Source organism: Microbacterium sp. 10L49 (genome assembly GCF_056395125.1).
Window position 1 is genome coordinate 852,217 of record NZ_JBFTIW010000003.1, and the last position, 17,100, is coordinate 869,316.

Consider the following 17,100-nt stretch of genomic DNA (forward strand, 5'->3'; position numbering starts at 1 on the left):
GCGGAGGAGCATGAACGGGTCGAAAGGACTCCCACATGTCGAAGATCCTCATGGTCGTCACCGCGGCCGATTCCCTCACTCTCGCCGACGGCACTGCCCACCCCACCGGGTTCTGGGCGGAGGAGCTCGTCGTCGCGCACCGCGAGCTCACCCGTGCCGGCCATGACGTCGTCATCGCCACTCCGGGCGGACGGGTGCCGCCGGTCGACCCGGGATCGCTGAACCCCGATGTCGTCGGCGACGCGGAGCGGGTGACGGAGTTCCGCGCATACCTCGAGACGGTCCGGTCTGCCCTCGACCACCCGATCGCACTGGACGCGGTGTCCGTCGCCGACTTCGCGGCGGTCGTGCTGCCGGGCGGCCACGGTCCGATGGCCGATCTCGCGTTCGATGCGGATCTGGGCCGCATCCTCGCCACCGCCGACACTGCAGCCCTCCCGATCGCGCCGTTCTGCCACGGTCCGGCGGGCCTGCTCAGCGCCACCACGACCGACGGCGGATTCGTCTTCGCCGGGCGGACTCTCACCGTGTTCACCGACGAGGAGGAGCGCACCGGCGGTCTCGGGGCGAACAGTCCGTGGTTCGTCGCGACGACCCTGCGCGACCGCGGTGCGACCGTGCAGGATGCGGATCCGTGGACGTCCCACGTGGTGCGGGACCGCAACCTCATCAGCGGCCAGAATCCGCAGTCCAGCCACGCGGTCGCCCAGGCTCTGCTCGAGGTGCTGGCCGGCTGAGCCCGGCGAGAGGCGGAGCGGGTGGCCCGGGCGGAACCCGAGCCACCCGCCTCGTGCGTCAGCCGTGCAGGGAGAGATGCCGCGCGAAGAACCGCGCCGCGTCTTCGCCGGCATGCGCCGGGACACCGGTGTGCCCGCCGAGGTTGGCCTGCAGGGTCTTCTCGGCGGATCCGAACGCGTCGAACACGTCGAGCGACCGCTGCCGGTCGTTGCCCTCGTCGTCCCACTGCAGCAGCACGTGCAGCGGGATGGTGACCTGCCGGGCCTCGTCGAACATGGCGAGCGGCACGTAGCTGCCGGCGAACAGGCCGGCGGCCACGATGCGCGGCTCGGTGCGAGCCAGACGGATCCCGATCGCGAGCACGCCGCCCGAGTAGGCGACCGGGCCGCCGATCTCGGGAAGGGCGAGCACCGCGTCGAGCGCCGCCTGCCATTCGGGCACCGTGCGCTCGACCAGCGGCAGCACCAGCCGGTCTATGACGTCCTCGCTGGGGCGTTCGCCGGCGTCGAGCGCCCGCATCAGGTCGGCGCGGGCGCTCTCCAGCTCGGGCAGGGCCGGTCGAGCGCCGTTGCCGGGCATCTCGAGGGTGACCGACGCGAAGCCCAGCTCGGCGGACGAGCGTGCCCGGCCCTCCAGCCGTGGACGCATCCGGGCCAGGCCGGGCCCGCTCGGATAGCCGAGCAGGATCAGCGGGACCGGATGCTCCGCGGAGGCGGATCCGGGCGTCCAGAGGATGCCGTCGATCCCCTCGAGGGTGAAGTCGCGCTCGATGATGCCGTCGTGATGCTGTTCAGAGGCCAGGTGCCTCTCGGCGGTGAAGGTGAGTTCAGGAGTGATGTTCATGGTCGTGCCTTTCGGGAGTGCGCATATCTGCGGCGCTCCCGGACGACCTATCGCCCGACCGTGACCCCGAGGAGGAGCACCCACGTCGATTCGTTCATGGGTATCACCTCCTGTTCTCGTGCCAGCACGGCGTAGGCGACAGTAGCACCTCCGCCGGCGTCAGTCGAGGGCGCTCATCACGTGCTTGATGCGGGTGTAGTCGTCGAAGCCGTACTGCGACAGATCCTTGCCGTAGCCGGAGTGCTTGAAACCGCCGTGCGGCATGTCCGACACGAACGGGATGTGCGTGTTGATCCAGACGCAGCCGAAGTCCAGGTCCCGCGAGAAGCGCAGCGAGCGGGTGTGGTCAGTGGTCCACACCGAGGACGCCAGGGCGAACGGCACGTCGTTGGCGTACGCCAGCGCCTCGTCGTCGTCCTCGAAGGACTGCACGGTCAGCACCGGCCCGAAGATCTCGCTCTGCACGGCCTCGTCGTCCTGGCGCATGCCCGAGACGATCGTCGGCTCGAAGAAGTAGCCGACGTCGCCCTGCCGCTTGCCTCCGGTCTCGATCGTCGCGTGCGCCGGCAGGCGATCCACGAAGCCCTGCACCTGGGCCAGCTGCGCCGCGCTCGAGAGCGGGCCGAAGAACACGCCCTCCTCGTGCGGTGCGCCGGTGCGTGCGTGCGTGCGCACCCTCTCGACGAGCGCCTTCACCAGTTCGTCGTGCACCGAGGCGTGCACGATCACGCGGGTGGCCGCGGTGCAGTCCTGGCCGGCGTTGAAGAAGGCGCCGGTGACGATGCCCTCCGCGGCCTTGGCGATCGACGCGTCCGGGAACACGATCGCCGGAGCCTTGCCGCCGAGTTCGAGGTGCACGCGCTTCACATCAGCCGCGGCCGACTCGGCCACGGCCATGCCGGCCCGCACGGATCCGGTGATCGCGACCATCTGCGGCGTCTTGTGGGCGACCAGGGCGGCACCCGTGCTGCGATCGCCGAGCACGACGTTGAGCGTGCCCGCGGGGGTGTGCTCGGCGACGATCTCGGCGAGCAGCAGAGTGGTGAGCGGGGTGGCCTCGGCCGGCTTCAGCACCACCGTGTTGCCCGCGGCCAGAGCAGGCGCGATCTTCCACACGGCCATGTTCAGCGGGTAGTTCCACGGGGTGACCTGCCCGATCACGCCGATCGGCTCGCGGCGCACGTAGGAGGTGTGTCCCGCCATGTACTCCCCGGCGGCCCTGCCTTCGAGGCTGCGCGCGGCGCCCGCGAAGAAGCGCAGCTGGTCGACGGACTGGTCGATCTCGTCGGCCACGAGGTTCGGGCGGGGCTTGCCGGTGTCCTGCGACTCCAGGTCGGCGAACTCCTCCGCGCGGGCCGCCATCGCGTCCGCGATCCGGAACAGTGCGAGCTGGCGGGCGGCGGGGGTGGTGTCGCGCCAGACCGGGAAGGCGGCGGCCGCGGCGGCGTAGGCGGCGTCGACGTCGCTCTGGTCCGAGATCGGCGCCTGACCGTACACCTGCTCGGTGACGGGGTCGATCAGGTCCATGCGGCCCTCGCCGTGGGCGGCGACGGAGCGCCCGCCGATGAAGTTCTGCAACAGTGCTGTTTCAGACAGTGTGCTCTGCATGCTGATCAGGATAGGTGAGAACCAACGAAATCGGAAGAAATCTGCAACAGATTCTGCGAAATCAGTTGCAGAGCGACGTTCAGAGTGTCAAGATCATCACATGAGCGACAAGCCGAAGGTGCCGGTACTGGACGACGTGTCGAAGCGGATCATCGAGCTGCTGCAGGAGGACGGTCGTCGGCCCTACGCCGAGATCGGACGAGCCGTGGGTCTCAGTGAAGCAGCTGTGCGCCAGCGCGTGCAGCGGCTCACCGACAGCGGCGTGGTGCAGATCGTCGCGGTGACCGATCCGCGCCAACTCGGATTCTCCCGCATGGCCATGCTCGGCATCCGCGTCGATGGGGATCCGCGTGTCGCCGCGGAGGCCATTGCGAATATTCCCGAGATCGCATATGTCAATGTGACCCTCGGATCCTTCGACATCCTGGCCGAGGCCATCTGCGAGAGCGACGAGGATCTGCTGGCGTTGATCGCGACGCAGATCCGCACCATCGAGGGCGTCTCGCACACCGAGTGCTTCCTCTACGCGGGGCTCCACAAGGACCTCTACAACTGGGGAACGCGCTGATCCGCTGAGCCCCTCGCTCTCCCCGACCCGGCCGCATCGCGGCTCCGGGGCGCCCCGTCGCGCCCTGAGAACCACCTCTCCACCCCTTCCACCTCCGGACAAGGAATCAGTCATGGGAACGACCGTCTTCGAACGACGGCAGCCGAGCGCATCGGTCATCGAGCGCTCTCTCGAGAACACGGTGCACGGCGCCTTCTGGCTCGACGACGTCGAACGCCCCGCCTACCCGCAGCTCACGGGTGAGGTCCGCGCCGACCTCGCGATCGTGGGCGGTGGCTATGCCGGCCTGTGGACCGCGATCCGCGCCAAGGAACGCGACCCGCAGCGCACGGTGGTGCTGCTCGAGGCGAACCGTGTGGGCTGGGCCGCATCCGGCCGCAACGGCGGGTTCTGCGAGGCGAGCCTGACGCACGGCGAGGAGAACGGCCTGAACCGCTGGCCCGAGGAGATGGAGCAGCTCGAGCGTCTCGGCCTGGAGAACCTCGACGGCATCCAGGCCACCGTCGAGCGCTACGGGATGGACGTGGACTGGGAGCGCACGGGCCAGATGGCCGTGGCGGTCGAGCCGCACCAGATCGAATGGATGGAGGGGGATGACTACCTCGACCAGGCCGCCGTGCAGGCCGAGGTCGCCTCGCCGACGTACCTGGCCGGATCCTGGAACCGCGAGGGCTGTGCGATGGTGCACCCCGCGAAGCTCGCCTTCGAGCTCGCACGTGTGGCCACCGAGCTCGGCGTGCAGATCTTCGAGCGCACACGAGTCACAGAGCTCAGCGGCAAGGGCGTGCAGACGGTCGCGGCCGAGAGCGGCTCCGTCGTCGCCGACCAGGTCGCCCTCGCCACGAACGTGTTCCCATCGTTGCTCAAGCGCAACCGGCTGATGACCGTGCCGGTCTACGACTACGCGCTGATGACCGAGCCACTCACCGCGGAGCAGTACGACGCGATCGGCTGGAAGAACCGCCAGGGTCTCGCCGACAGTGCGAACCAGTTCCACTACTACCGCCTGAGCGCCGACAACCGGATCCTGTTCGGCGGCTACGACGCCGTCTACCACTTCGGCGGCAAGGTGCGCGAGGAGTATGAGGAGCGCCCGGAGAGCTTCCGCAAGCTCGCCTCGCATTTCTTCACGACGTTCCCGCAGCTCGAGGGGCTGCAGTTCACGCACCGCTGGGCCGGCGCGATCGACTCGTGCAGCCGGTTCTGCGCGTTCTTCGGCACCGCGCGTGGCGGACGCGTCGCATACGCCACCGGCTTCACCGGGCTCGGCGTCGGCGCGACCCGGTTCGCGGCGGATGTGATGCTCGACGAGCTCGCGGGGCTGACCACCGAGCGCACGCAACTGGAGATGGTGCGCACCAAGCCCATTCCGTTCCCGCCGGAGCCGGCGGCCTCGATCGGCGTGAACCTGGTGCGCGCGGCGATGAACCAGGCCGACCACAACAACGGCAAGCGCAACCTGTTCCTGAAGACGCTGGACGCGGTCGGCATGGGGTTCGACTCATGACCGCGTTGCCCGCCGCGGGGCACGCGGTGACCGACGCCGACCTGGGCCTCGCGCACGCGCCGCTGCCCGCGGACGAGGTCGTGGCCGGCTCTCCCACGACGGCGATGGCCGTGCTGGATGACACCGGCGACCGCGAGATCGGCATCTGGGAGATGACACCGGGCACGGCGCGCGACACCGAGGCGGACGAGCTGTTCGTCGTGCTCTCGGGCCAGGCGACGATCGTGTTCGAGGATCCGTCGCTGCGGGATCTCGAGGTCGGTCCCGGATCCGTGGTGCGCCTCGCCGAGGGCATGCGGACGACCTGGACCGTGACCGAGACCCTGCGCAAGGTCTACATCGCCTGAGCCTTCCCGGAGGCCTTTCCGGCCGGCGGATCCGGGAATACAATCAGCGCGGGGAACTCATTCGCGCGCCCAAGCGGCGCGGCGTTGTGCTGGGCCGACGCGAGGATGACAACACCCCGGAGCTGGGGCTCATCATGTTCGAGAAACTCATGGCGACGGCCGTCCTTCCGGCGACGGACCTCGATCGCGCCAAGGGGTGGTGGCACGACGTGCTCGACCGGGATCCGGTCGACGTCGATGTCGAGTCGGGGAACGTGTTCTACGACGTCGGCGGCACCGTGGTGCTGGTGTACCTCACCAGCTTCGCGGGCACGGCGGAGAACACCGCGCTCAACCTCGTGACCGACGACATCGACCGCGACGTGGCGGCGCTGCGCGCCCGAGGAGTCGAATTCCACGAGTACGACTTCCCCGGGCTGAAGACCGTCGACGGCATCGCGGAACTGGGAGACGAGCGGGCCGCGTGGTTCAGCGACAGCGAGGAGAACATCATCGCGCTCGGCCAGCCCTCGCCCGAGATGGTGGAGCGCGTGATGGGCGGGGCGCACGCGGCCGGGTGAGCCACGGATCCCGATCCCGGACTCTCCCCTGACGCTCGCTGGTCGCGAATTGCCGTCATTCCGCTGTCATGGCGGCAATTCGCGACCAGTGAACGGACGCGCCGGGCGGATCCGGGCGCCGGAAGTCGTGCGCCCAGCACTCCCGCCGCCCCGCGCTCCTCGCCGTCGCTTCGTCAGCGCCCCTGCGCGAGCAGCGCCAGGTGCAGGGCCGACAGTGTCTCGCCGTCGTCGAGATCGGCGCCGAGCAGGTCCGCGATGAGGGTGAGGCGCTGGTAGAACACCGAGCGGGACAGGTGCGAGGCGCTCGCCGCCGCGGTGCGGTTGCCGGGGTGGGTGACCACGGCGCGCAGCACGCGGAGCAGGTCGCCGTCCGTGGCGTCGTCGTGGCGGATCAGTGGAGCGAGCAGGCGCGCGCTGTGCTCCTGGAGTCGGTGGTCTCCGCTGAGCTCGGCGGCCAGGCGCGCGAGGGGCCGGTCGGCGACGCGCAGCACGGCACCGGGTTCCGCCTGACGAGCCAGGCGCCGCACGACGGGAATCGCCGCGAGCAGCTCCGCGGTCGTCGTGGCGGGATCGCTGATGGCGCCGGTCCCGAGGTCGTCGAGGAGTGAGTCCGACAGCCGAGTGCCGGTCAGCGAGACGAGCAGGATCCGCTCCGCGCCGACGTCCGCGGACAGCGTGCGCGCGTCCCCGGATCCGGGTCGCGTCGGATCCGTGACGATCTGCACAGCCTGTGACGATCCGCGCGCGTTCTCGCCGGACCCGTGTGCAGATCGTCTCATCGTGTGCGGATCGTCACGCACCGCGGATCCGGGCGCTCCGGTGCGTGCCCGCGCGGCTCCGGGTTGTCCGTCGCCGCCCGCCGCGGACACGGCGACGTACAGCGTGCGACCGTGCAGAGGGAAACCCGACGCTTCCAGGCGGGCCTCGATGTCGGCGACCGACACATAGCGTTCGCCGAGGAGCGCCGCGATCAGCCCCTCCGCGCGCAGCCGGGCCCAGGCGCCCTCGCCGTCCGCCAGACGTGACAGCGCCAGCGCCGTGGCCGCCTGCTCGAGCACCGTCGCGGGCCCGGCGGGGTGCGGCGGCCCGGGCAACGCGACCAGCTCGCCCCACTGCGTGCCGCGGGCGGCCACCGGCACGCGCGTCCACTCCGGCGGCAGCCGACGCGACCGCCCCGTCCAGCCGGCCAGCACCTCCGCTTCGGCGAGGTCGAACGGGTCGGCGACCACGACCTCGTGCGCGAGATCCTCCAGCACCACGGGCGCGCGAAGCGCTCGCGCGGTCTCCCGCACGACCACCTCGACCGGCGCCCCGCGCAGACTGAGCCCGGTGAACAGCTCGTGCAGTCGCTGCCGCTCCTGCAGCGCCTCGACCTGGCCCGCGATGATCCGGCGGTGCACCTCCTCGGTGACCGCGACGAACTTCACCTCGCGCTCCAACGACACGAGCGCGAGGTTCCGAGCGCGGCACGCCGCCACGAGCGGCGGGGGCACCACGGCGAACCGCGTGCCGAGCTCCAGCACGATTCCGGCGAGGCCCGCATCGGCCAGCTCGTCGACGAGCCGAGCGAGGGCGTCGGCGGCGCCGGGCCAGCCGGCGCCCGTCGTCAGGAGCAGCTCGCCGCCGTCCAGCAGCGCCGCGACCCGGTCGCTGTCGGACACGTGCACCCAGCGCACCGGCACGTCGACGGATCCGGCCAGCAGCTCGGGGATCCCGGCCTGCAACGAGGCGACCTCGAGGGCGTCGGCGACCGTCGGGAGCCCGGGGTCGCGGTCCGTCGAGAATCGGTCCGGACGATCTGTCCGATCCGTTGCGAAGTCCAGACGATCTGCGGGCACGGATCCATCCTCTCCTTTGCCAGCATGGGAGAGCAAGCCCGCGGGTGCGTCCGATCAGAGTGTCCGGATCCGTGACCCGCACCATCGAACCCCACGACCCGAGGAGCATCGCGTGACCGTGATCCGCCACTTCATCGACGGAGCCGACACCGGCGAGACCGAGCGCACCGGCCCGGTGTACAACCCCGCGACCGGCGAGGCGCACCGCACCGTCGCGTTCGCGAGCGTCGGCGAGGTCGAGCAGGCCATCGCCGCGGCCAAGGCCGCGCTGCCGGCCTGGCGGGCGACGAGCCTCATCAAGCGCGCCGACGTGTTCTTCCGCCTGCGCCAGATCCTCGCCGAGCGGACGCCCGAGCTCGCTGCGATCGTCACGAGCGAGCACGGCAAGGTGCTCTCCGACGCGGCCGGCGAGGTCTCCCGCGGCATCGAGAACGTCGAGTTCGCTGCCGGTCTCGTGCACCTGCTCAAGGGCGAGCGCGCCGAGCAGGTCGCGCGTGGCGTGGACGTGCACTCGGTCAAGCAGCCGGTCGGCGTGGTCGCCTGCATCACCCCGTTTAACTTCCCCGTGATGGTGCCGCTGTGGATGGTCGCCTCGGCGATCGCGTGCGGCAACACCGTCGTGCTCAAGCCCAGCGAGAAGGACCCGTCCGCGGCGATCTGGCTCGCGAAGGCCTTCCAGGAGGCCGGGCTCCCCGACGGCGTGCTGAACGTCGTCAACGGCGACAAGGTCGCGGTCGACACCCTGCTCGACTCGCCCGACGTCAAGGCCGTGAGCTTCGTCGGATCCACCCCGATCGCGAAGTCGATCTACGAGCGGGCCTCGGCGAACGGCAAGCGCGTGCAGGCCCTCGGCGGCGCCAAGAACCACATGGTCGTCATGCCCGACGCCGACATCGACGGCGCGGCAGCCGCGGCGGTCTCCGCGGCTTACGGCTCGGCCGGCGAGCGCTGCATGGCGGTCTCGGTGCTGGTGGCCGTGGGCGAGGTCGCGGATCCGCTGATCGCCTCGATCACTGAGAAGGTGCAGAACCTGCGCATCGGCGACGGCACCGACGCCGCGAGCGAGATGGGGCCGCTGATCACCCGCGAGCACCGGGACCGCGTCGAGTCGTACGTGACCGGTGCCGAGGCGGAGGGCGCCACCGTCGTGCTCGACGGCACGAAGCGCGTCGCCGCCGGCGAGCGCCTCGACGAGAACGGCTTCTTCACCGGCATCAGCCTCATCGACGGTGTGAAGCCCGGCATGAAGCTCTACGAGGACGAGATCTTCGGCCCCGTGCTCGGCGTGGTGCGCGTCGACAGCTACGCGGAGGCCGTGGAGCTCATCAACGCCCACCAGTTCGGCAACGGCGTCGCGATCTTCACCCGCGACGGCGGAACCGCCCGCCAGTTCGAGTTCGACATCGAGGTCGGCATGGTCGGCATCAACGTGCCGATCCCCGTGCCGGTCGGCGCGTTCTCGTTCGGCGGCTGGAAGGCCTCCCTGTTCGGCGACTCGCACATCTACGGCCCCGAGTCGATCCACTTCTACACGCGCTCCAAGGTCGTCACCACGCGCTGGCCCGACCACACCCCGGCGCAGGTCGACCTCGGCTTCCCGAGCAACCACTGAGTCCTGAGAACCACTGAGTCCTGAGAACCACTGACGCGGAAAAGGATCCGAGATCATGACCGTCACCACCGAAACCGCGGCCCTGACCGACCGCCACGGCGCCGTGCACGCCCTGCCCGCCGCCGAGGCCGAGGCGCAGGTTCGCGCCGACGACCGCGCGCACGTGTTCCACTCCTGGAGCGCGCAGGCCGCGATCGACCCGCTGCCCGTCGCCGCGGGCGAGGGATCCACGTTCTGGGACTACCAGGGCAACGCCTACCTCGATTTCTCCAGCCAGCTGGTGAACCTCAACCTGGGTCACCAGCAGCCGGATCTGGTCGCGGCGATCCAGCAGCAGGCCGGCCGTCTCGCGACGATCCAGCCGTCGCTCGCGAACGACGTGCGCGGCGAGCTGGCGCGGCTCATCGCCGAGGTCGCCCCCGAAGGTATGGAGAAGGTCTTCTTCACCAACGGCGGCGCCGACGCGAACGAGTACGCGGTGCGCATGGCGCGCACCGTGACCGGGCGTCGCAAGGTGCTGTCGATGTACCGCAGCTACCACGGCTCCACGGCGACGGCGATCTCGATGACCGGCGACCCGCGGCGCTGGGCGAACGACACCGTCGACAACGGCACCGTGCGCTTCTTCGGCCCGTACCTGTACCGCTCGGCGTTCCACTCGTCGACCCTCGCCGAGGAGTCCCAGCGTGCGCTCGAGCACCTCGAGCAGACCATCCAGCTCGAGGGTCCGAACACGATCGCGGCGATCATCATCGAGACGGTCGTCGGCACCAACGGCGTGCTGGTCCCGCCGCCGGGCTACCTGCAGGGCGTGCGCGAGCTGTGCGATCGCTACGGCATCGTCTACATCGCGGATGAGGTCATGGTCGGCTTCGGCCGCCTCGGCGAGTGGTTCGGCATCGACGCCTTCGACGCCAAGCCCGACCTCATCACCTTCGCCAAGGGCGTGAACTCCGGCTACGTCCCGCTCGGCGGCGTCGTCATCTCCGACCGGATCGCCTCGGCGTTCGACACCGTCCCGTTCGCAGGCGGGCTCACGTACTCAGGCCACCCGCTCGCGTGCGCCGCGGGCGTCGCGACGTTCGAGGTGTTCCGCCGCGACGGGATCCTGGAGCGCGTGCGCGATCTCGGGTCCCGCATCGTGGAGCCGACGCTGCGCTCCTGGGCCGAGAAGCACCCGAGCGTCGGCGAGGTGCGCGGCCAGGGCCTGTTCTGGGCCGTGGAACTCGTGCGCTCGAAGGAGACCCGCGAGCCCCTTGTGCCGTTCAACGCGGCAGGTTCCGACGCCGCCCCGATGGGCGCGTTCGTGGCCGCGGCGAAGAAGGGCGGCGTCTGGCCGTTCGTGCACTTCAACCGCACGCACATCGCGCCGCCGCTCGTGATCACCGAGGACGAGCTGGTGCGCGGCCTCGGCGTGCTGGACGAGGCGCTCGACGTCGCGGACTCTTACACCGACTGAGCCCCGGCGGGCGCCTGCGCGGGCCGACCGGGCCCGCGTTCGCCGAGCCTGTCGCAGCACGGATCCCGTCCCCTATCCGGGGGCGGGATCCGCTGCGTTCCGGGCCGGTCGCGGTCTGCGCCGTCGCTCAGACCGCGACCGGATCCGGCATCGCGGCGCGGTCGACGCGCCAGCCGTCGTCGATGCGCCGCACGGTCGAGACCGACAGGTTCTCGGGGCCGATCGTGAGGTGCGAGAGGTCGGCGCCGAGACCGTGCAGCAGGGTCAGGATCGTGATGCCGCTGGTCACCACGAGCACCTCGGATCCGGCACTCGCGACATCGTGCAGCGCCTCGGTCGCGCGCCGGGCGACGTCGGCGGGGGACTCGGCGAGCGGATCCTCCGCGGCGAGGGCGTCGAGCGTCGCGAAGAACGGATTGTCGGCCGCCACGTGCGCCTGCATGAGCCGGACGAACTTGCGTGCGCGCACGGCCTCGAGCCGGCCGAAGCACAGCTCCCGCCAGCGCGGATCCGACGTCGGCTGCAGATCGGATCCGGCGGCGCCGAGCAGGCGCGCGGCGGTCTCGCGATGCCGGATGCCGTCGCCCGAGAAGGCGGCGTCGAACGTGATTCCGGCGGCCGCGAAGTCGCGGCCGCGTTCGGCCGCCTGATCCTGGCCGAGGGCGGTGAGCGGCGCATCGGACCAGCCCTGCATCCGCTCCGCCGCGTTCAGCATGCTCTGCCCGTGCCGCACCACCCAGATCCGCGTCATGGTTTCAGCCTAGGAGAGTGGCAGTTGCCGTGCGCATCCGCTCAGGTCGCAGTATCTGCTGCCCCAGGGGGTGTTTCGGAGCAGAAAGTGCGACCTGAACGGAGAGGGACGAGCGCGTCGGGCTCGCCGGCCGCTTCAGGGCGGGTCGCTTCAAAGGGCGGGTCGCTTCACACGGCCGGCCACCACGCCGGATCCGTCCACAGCCCGAGCTCTTGCTCGAGCGCGGCACCGACCCGGAACACCGTGGCGTCGTCGAAGGTGCGCCCGACGATCTGCACTCCCGTGGGGACGCCGTTCGGAGCGATGCCCGACGGCACGGCCAGCACCGGCACGCGGCCGATGACGTTGAACGGCAGGGTCATCAGCTGCGCGAACACGGTGTCGCTGTCGGTGCAGGGCTCGTCGGCGGCCAGGCCCGTGGTGGCGATCGTGGGGCAGACGAGCACGTCGTAGTCCTGCATCACCTCCCCGAACGGACGGTAGAACGCCGACTCCGCCTCGAGCCCGGTCACGAAGTCGCCGCTGTTCGCCGCGGCGGCCGCGAACGCCCGCGTGTACGGCATCAGCTGCGCGGAGCGCTCGGGGTCGCCGTCGGCGATGGACTCGATGAACGGCCCCATCACGGCGCCGAAGTGCGGCCAGCTGGTCTCGAGGGTGCGCTGCGGACCCCAGGGCAGCTCGACCTGCTCGACCACGGCGCCCGCGGCGCGGAGTGCGGTGACGACGCCGAGGGTGTTCGCGACGACAGACGGATCCACCGCGTAGCCGCCCAGGTCGAGGCAGACGGCGATGCGCATGCCGGCGAGCGACGAGACCTCGCCGGACACGGTCGCGACCTCGCGCAGTGACGCCGCGTCGCCCGCCCAGGGCCCGGAGATGACGTTCTGCAGCAGCGCGACGTCGGCGACGCTGCGGCCCATCGGACCGTCTGCGCAGTACGTGTCGGAGTTGAACGGGGCAAGACCCGGCACGCGCGCGAACGGGGGCTTGAACCCGATGACGCCGCAGAACGAGGAGGGGATCCGGATGGATCCGCCGATGTCGGATCCGGTCGCGAGGATGGTGGATCCGGCGGCGAGCACCGCACCGGATCCGCCGGAGGACCCGCCCGGCGTGTACGCGGTGTTCCACGGGTTGCGGGTCACGCCCCAGAGCGCCGTGTGGGTGACGGGGGCGCAGCAGTACTCAGGCGTGGTCGTGCGACCGTGCACCACGGCGCCGGCGGCGAGGATCCGGTCCACGATCGGGTGGGTCTCGGCGGCGACGTGGCCGCGCTCGAGCAGGCTGCCCTCCTCGGCGGTACGGCCGGCGATCGGCTGCTCCTCCTTGAGCATGAGCGGGATGCCCTCGAGAGGCCGGGTGGCCCCGCCGTCCGCGAACCGCTGCTCCGAGTCGAGGGCGGTGGTGCGGGCCTCGTCGAGCCACTGCTCGGTGACGGCGTTGATGGCCGGCTCGGTCGCCGCCGTGCGCGCGATGACCGCGTCGAGCAGCTCGACGGGGGAGAGCTCGCGACGGCGGAACCGTGCGGCTGCCTCGGTGGCGGTGAGGTGGTGCAGTTCCATGGGGCTTCCTTGTCTCAGATGGGGTCGTTGAGCGAGCGGAGCGAGACGAAACGCGGTGATCTCGTGAGGGCTCCGCGTTTCGTCTCGGTCGCCTTCGGCGTCCTCGCTCAACGACCCGGGGGGGAGGGGAGGAGCGGGCGCCGTCGTTCAGCGACCCTGGAATGGGCTTGTCATCCGGCCGGGACGGGCACGGAGTCCAGCAGCAGGCGGGTGTACTCGTGCTGCGGATTCGTGAGGATCTCGGTCGTCGCGCCGCGCTCCACGATCTCGCCGCGGCGCATCACCAGGGTCTGTTCGCACACTCGGCGCACGACGGCCAGGTCGTGGCTGATGAACAGCAGCGTCAGGCCCTGGCGGCGCCGAATGTCGGCGACCAGGTCCAGCACCTGCGCCTGCACCGAGACGTCCAGGGCGCTGGTGGCCTCGTCCATCACGAGCAGATCGGGCTCGATGGCCAGCGCGCGGGCGATCGCGACGCGCTGGCGCTGCCCGCCGGACAGGGTCTTCGGGCGTGCCACCGCGTGCTCTTCGCTCAGGCCGACCGCCGTCAACAGCTCCCGGGCGCGATCCGCCGCGGCCGCCTTGTCGAGTCCCGCGTGCAGGCGCAGCACGTCGCCGACCGCCTGGCCGGCGGGGATGCGCGGATCCAGCGACAAGTACGGATCCTGGAACACCATCTGCACGCTCTTCGCCCGCGCGAGTCGTGCCCCGCGGCCCGACGCGTGTCCCGCGATCTCACGCCCGCCGATCCGGATCATTCCCGTATCGGCCTGCTCCAGTCCGACGATCATGCGTGCGAGCGTCGACTTGCCGGATCCTGACTCGCCCACGACAGCGAGCGCACCGCCGACCGGGATCTCGAGGGTGGCGTCCGCGACGGCGTGCACCTCGCCGCGACCGCGCAACCGGTACGTCTTCGAGACGCCGGCGACCTCGACCATGGCGGAGCCCGGGCCGGCCGACCCCACGGCGCTGTCCGATCCGCTCAGCCGCGGCGTCGCCGCGACCAGGCGGCGGGTGTACTCGGCCTGCGGAGCGCGCAGCACGTCGAGGGCGGGACCCTCCTCGACCACGGCGCCGTCCTTCATGACGACCAGCCGGTCGCACAGGGATCCGGCGAGGTTGAGGTCGTGCGTGATGAACAGCATGCCCATGCCGCGTTCGGCGCAGAGCTCACGCAGCACCTGCACGATCTCCGCCTGCGTGGTCACGTCGAGCGCCGTGGTGGGCTCGTCGCACACCAGCAGGCGCGGCGACGTGGTCAGGGCGCCCGCGATCATGACGCGCTGCAGCATGCCGCCGCTCAGCTCGTGCGGGTGCTGATCCAGGTGCTCGGCGGGGGAGGGCAGGCGGACGTCGGCGAGCAGCTCGGCGGCACGCGCACGCGCGCGACCCCGTGACCAGCCCTCGTTCAGCCGCAGCGCTTCCGTGAGGTGGTCGCCGATCGTGCGCATCGGGTTGATCCCCGCGCGCGGATCCTGGAACACCATCGCGGCGTCGGACCGGCGGATCGCTCGGAGCGTCGCCGGCCCGAGCGGGGAGCGGCCGTCGACCGTGACCGTGCCGCCGATCTCGGCCCGGTCGGGCGTGAGGCCGAGCACGGTGCGCGCGGTGAGCGACTTCCCGGATCCGGATTCGCCGACGAGGCCCACGGTCTCGCCGGGAGCGACGGACAGCGTGATGCCGTGCAGCAGGCGGGTGCCGTTCGGCAGATCGAGGGTGAGATCGCGGATGTCGAGCAGAGCGGATGCGGAGTGCGCCGCGGCCGTGTCGAGAAGTGCGGCGGTCATGCGGGGATCTCCCCTCCGATGCGGTCGGAGAGATCCTCGCCGACGATGTTGACGGCCACGACCACGAGCACCACCACGATGGCGGGCGCGATGGCGGGCAGGAACTGGCCCGCGGCGATGCCGGACTGGGCCTCGTTGATCATGGCGCCCCAGTCGGCGGTCGGCGCCTGCACGCCGAGCCCGAGGAAGGACAGGCCGGCGAGCTCGGCGAGCACGTAGCCGAAGTTCAGCGTCGACTGCGCGCCCACGATCGGGGCGATGTTCGGCAGCACGCGGCGCAGCGCGATCCACGCCCCGCCGAAGCCCTGCACGCGATACGCGGCGACGTACGGACGGGTGCGCTCGGCAGCCACGAGCGAGCGGGTCAGCCGCGCCACGAACGGCGCGTACGAGATGCTCATTGCGATGACCGGGGCGATCAGGCCCTTGCCGAACAGGGCGACGGCCATCATCGCGATCAGCAGCGATGGGAAGGCGAAGAGCACGTCGAAGACGCGGCCGAGCACGGCGTCGATCCAGCCGCCCCTCCATCCGGCGACCAGGCCCAGCAGGATGCCCAGCACGGTGGAGAAGACGACGACCAGCAGCGGGCCGAGGAGGGCCGTACGACCGCCCCAGATGATGCGGCTGAGCAGGTCGCGGCCGAGGGTGTCCGTGCCGAGCCAGTGCGCGGGGGACGGCGCCGCGTAGAACGCGGTGAAGTCGACGGTGTCGGGGTTGTACGGCGCGACCCACGGAGCGAGGATCGCGGTCAGGGTGACCACGGCGAGGATCACCATGCTGGCGATCACGACGCCGCGTCCGCGCATCTTCTTCGGCATGCGCAGCACGCGCACGGCCAGGGTGGGGGCTGAGGAGGTCATCGGGCACCAGCTCCGGCAGCGGATCGCGGGTCGATCCAGGGTTCGAGGATGTCGATGATCGCGTTCACGACGACGAAGGCCGTGACCACGAGCAGGACGATCGCCTGCACGACGGGGAAGTCGAGGCGGTCGACCGAGCCGACCAGGAGCGAGCCGATCCCGGCGAGGCCGAAGGCCTGCTCGACGATGGAGCTCGCGACGATGAGGCCGGCCACGAGCACGCCGGACACGGTGAGGATCGGGCCCAGCGCATTGCGCAGCACGTGCCGGCGGACCACGGCGAGGCGGGTGATGCCGCGCGAGGTGGCGACCTCGACGTGCTCGCGGTTCAACTGCTCGACCATGGCCGAGCGGGTGACCTTGCCGACGAGCACGATGAACACGATCGCGAGCGCGATCGACGGCAGCACGAGGTGGTACGCCATGTCCCAGAATCCGGATCCGGAGCCGAACGAGGGGAACCAGCCCAGCTGCACCGAGAAGATCGCGATGAGCACGATGGATCCGACGAACGAGGGGATCGCCCCCAGCACGGTGAGCGAGATGAGGATCCCGCGGTCGGCGGCGCGGCCCTTGTTCAGCGCGGCGATCGTGCCGCCCACGAGGCCGACGACGGCGATGATCGTGCCGGCCATCACGACGAGCATGAGGGTGACCGGGAGGCGGTCGCCGAGCACGGCCGTGACGTCCTGGCGGAACTGCAGGGAGCGGCCGAAGTCGCCGTGCAGCACGCCGGCGATCCAGCGCACGTACTGCTCCCAGGGGGGCAGATTCAGCCCGTACTGCGCGGTGACGTCGGCGATCGCCTCGGGCGACGGCTTGCGGCCGCGCAGGAGGAAGCGGATCGGGTCGCCGGGCACGAGGAACCGGGAGAAGAAGACGAGGAGCGAGGCGAGGAAGAGGGTGAGCAGCAGCCCGCCCAGCTTTCCCGCGACGCGGCGGAGAGTGCTCATGGCGTCACCTGTGGGTCTCGGCCGGCCCCGGAGCGACGCGGGTGCGCGTCGCTCCGGAAGCACGGCTCATCGGGCGGAGGGGTCGGACAGATCAGCGCTTG

The 17,100-nt window shown here is 70.8% G+C and carries 15 protein-coding genes; 7 read left to right on the forward strand and 8 right to left on the reverse strand.

The genetic code is table 11. The annotated features are described in order from the left end of the window. Positions 1-35: 35 nt before the first annotated feature. A complete protein-coding gene (locus tag AC1DCT_RS11795; RefSeq protein WP_477229910.1) occupies positions 36-737 on the forward strand; it encodes a type 1 glutamine amidotransferase domain-containing protein in 702 nt (233 codons plus the stop codon). A gap of 58 nt (positions 738-795) precedes the next feature. Here the strand turns inward: AC1DCT_RS11795 and AC1DCT_RS11800 are convergent, their stop codons facing one another. After that, on the reverse strand, positions 796-1,581 hold the full coding sequence (locus AC1DCT_RS11800; protein WP_477429355.1) for an alpha/beta hydrolase: 786 nt from the start codon (positions 1,579-1,581) through the stop codon (positions 796-798). A gap of 159 nt (positions 1,582-1,740) precedes the next feature. Next, a complete protein-coding gene (locus AC1DCT_RS11805) occupies positions 1,741-3,189 on the reverse strand; it encodes an aminobutyraldehyde dehydrogenase (RefSeq protein ID WP_477429357.1) in 1,449 nt (482 codons plus the stop codon). Positions 3,190-3,289: 100 nt separating this feature from the next. Between AC1DCT_RS11805 and AC1DCT_RS11810 the strand changes: the two genes are divergently transcribed. The 4 genes from AC1DCT_RS11810 to AC1DCT_RS11825 all read left to right on the forward strand — a co-directional run bounded on the left by AC1DCT_RS11810 (position 3,290) and on the right by AC1DCT_RS11825 (position 6,171). Next, positions 3,290-3,757 (forward strand): Lrp/AsnC family transcriptional regulator, encoded by a 468-nt coding sequence (locus tag AC1DCT_RS11810; RefSeq protein ID WP_477229908.1) that lies wholly within the window; start codon positions 3,290-3,292, stop codon positions 3,755-3,757. Between the two features lie 112 nt (positions 3,758-3,869). Beyond that, positions 3,870-5,264 carry an NAD(P)/FAD-dependent oxidoreductase gene (locus tag AC1DCT_RS11815; RefSeq protein ID WP_477229907.1) on the forward strand — a complete coding sequence of 465 codons (1,395 nt, stop codon included), beginning with the start codon at positions 3,870-3,872 and terminating at the stop codon, positions 5,262-5,264. Next, complete coding sequence (locus AC1DCT_RS11820) at positions 5,261-5,611, forward strand: cupin domain-containing protein (protein ID WP_477229906.1); 351 nt, start codon at positions 5,261-5,263, stop codon at positions 5,609-5,611. Before AC1DCT_RS11815 ends, AC1DCT_RS11820 begins: the two co-directional genes overlap by 4 nt. An 86-nt stretch (positions 5,612-5,697) precedes the next feature. Beyond that, positions 5,698-6,171: a VOC family protein gene (locus AC1DCT_RS11825; protein WP_477429359.1), complete on the forward strand. Its 474-nt coding sequence runs from the start codon at positions 5,698-5,700 to the stop codon at positions 6,169-6,171. Positions 6,172-6,344: 173 nt separating this feature from the next. Here AC1DCT_RS11825 and AC1DCT_RS11830 read toward each other — a convergent pair whose 3' ends face one another. Next, a complete protein-coding gene (locus AC1DCT_RS11830) occupies positions 6,345-8,009 on the reverse strand; it encodes a PucR family transcriptional regulator (RefSeq protein WP_477429361.1) in 1,665 nt (554 codons plus the stop codon). Between the two features lie 112 nt (positions 8,010-8,121). Here AC1DCT_RS11830 and AC1DCT_RS11835 point away from each other — a divergent pair, with 112 nt between their 5' ends. Then, the gene (locus AC1DCT_RS11835; protein ID WP_441976615.1) at positions 8,122-9,621 is read left to right on the forward strand and encodes a CoA-acylating methylmalonate-semialdehyde dehydrogenase; all 1,500 of its coding nucleotides are present in this window, start codon (positions 8,122-8,124) and stop codon (positions 9,619-9,621) included. 55 nt (positions 9,622-9,676) lie between these two features. Further along, a complete protein-coding gene (locus AC1DCT_RS11840; RefSeq protein ID WP_477429362.1) occupies positions 9,677-11,080 on the forward strand; it encodes an aminotransferase class III-fold pyridoxal phosphate-dependent enzyme in 1,404 nt (467 codons plus the stop codon). A 127-nt stretch (positions 11,081-11,207) separates the two neighbouring features. Here the strand turns inward: AC1DCT_RS11840 and AC1DCT_RS11845 are convergent, their stop codons facing one another. From AC1DCT_RS11845 to AC1DCT_RS11865, 5 genes are all read right to left on the reverse strand, one after another. Beyond that, positions 11,208-11,831 (reverse strand): histidine phosphatase family protein, encoded by a 624-nt coding sequence (locus AC1DCT_RS11845; RefSeq protein WP_477429364.1) that lies wholly within the window; start codon positions 11,829-11,831, stop codon positions 11,208-11,210. 167 nt (positions 11,832-11,998) lie between these two features. Next, positions 11,999-13,393 (reverse strand): amidase, encoded by a 1,395-nt coding sequence (locus tag AC1DCT_RS11850; protein ID WP_477429366.1) that lies wholly within the window; start codon positions 13,391-13,393, stop codon positions 11,999-12,001. A gap of 170 nt (positions 13,394-13,563) precedes the next feature. After that, the gene (locus tag AC1DCT_RS11855) at positions 13,564-15,183 is read right to left on the reverse strand and encodes a dipeptide ABC transporter ATP-binding protein (protein ID WP_477429368.1); all 1,620 of its coding nucleotides are present in this window, start codon (positions 15,181-15,183) and stop codon (positions 13,564-13,566) included. After that, positions 15,180-16,046 carry an ABC transporter permease gene (locus AC1DCT_RS11860; RefSeq protein WP_477429370.1) on the reverse strand — a complete coding sequence of 289 codons (867 nt, stop codon included), beginning with the start codon at positions 16,044-16,046 and terminating at the stop codon, positions 15,180-15,182. The genes AC1DCT_RS11855 and AC1DCT_RS11860 overlap by 4 nt, the downstream gene beginning before the upstream one ends. Further along, entirely contained in the window at positions 16,043-16,999 is a 957-nt protein-coding gene (locus AC1DCT_RS11865; RefSeq protein ID WP_477429371.1) for an ABC transporter permease, read from the reverse strand. The genes AC1DCT_RS11860 and AC1DCT_RS11865 overlap by 4 nt, the downstream gene beginning before the upstream one ends. Positions 17,000-17,100: the final 101 nt, after the last annotated feature.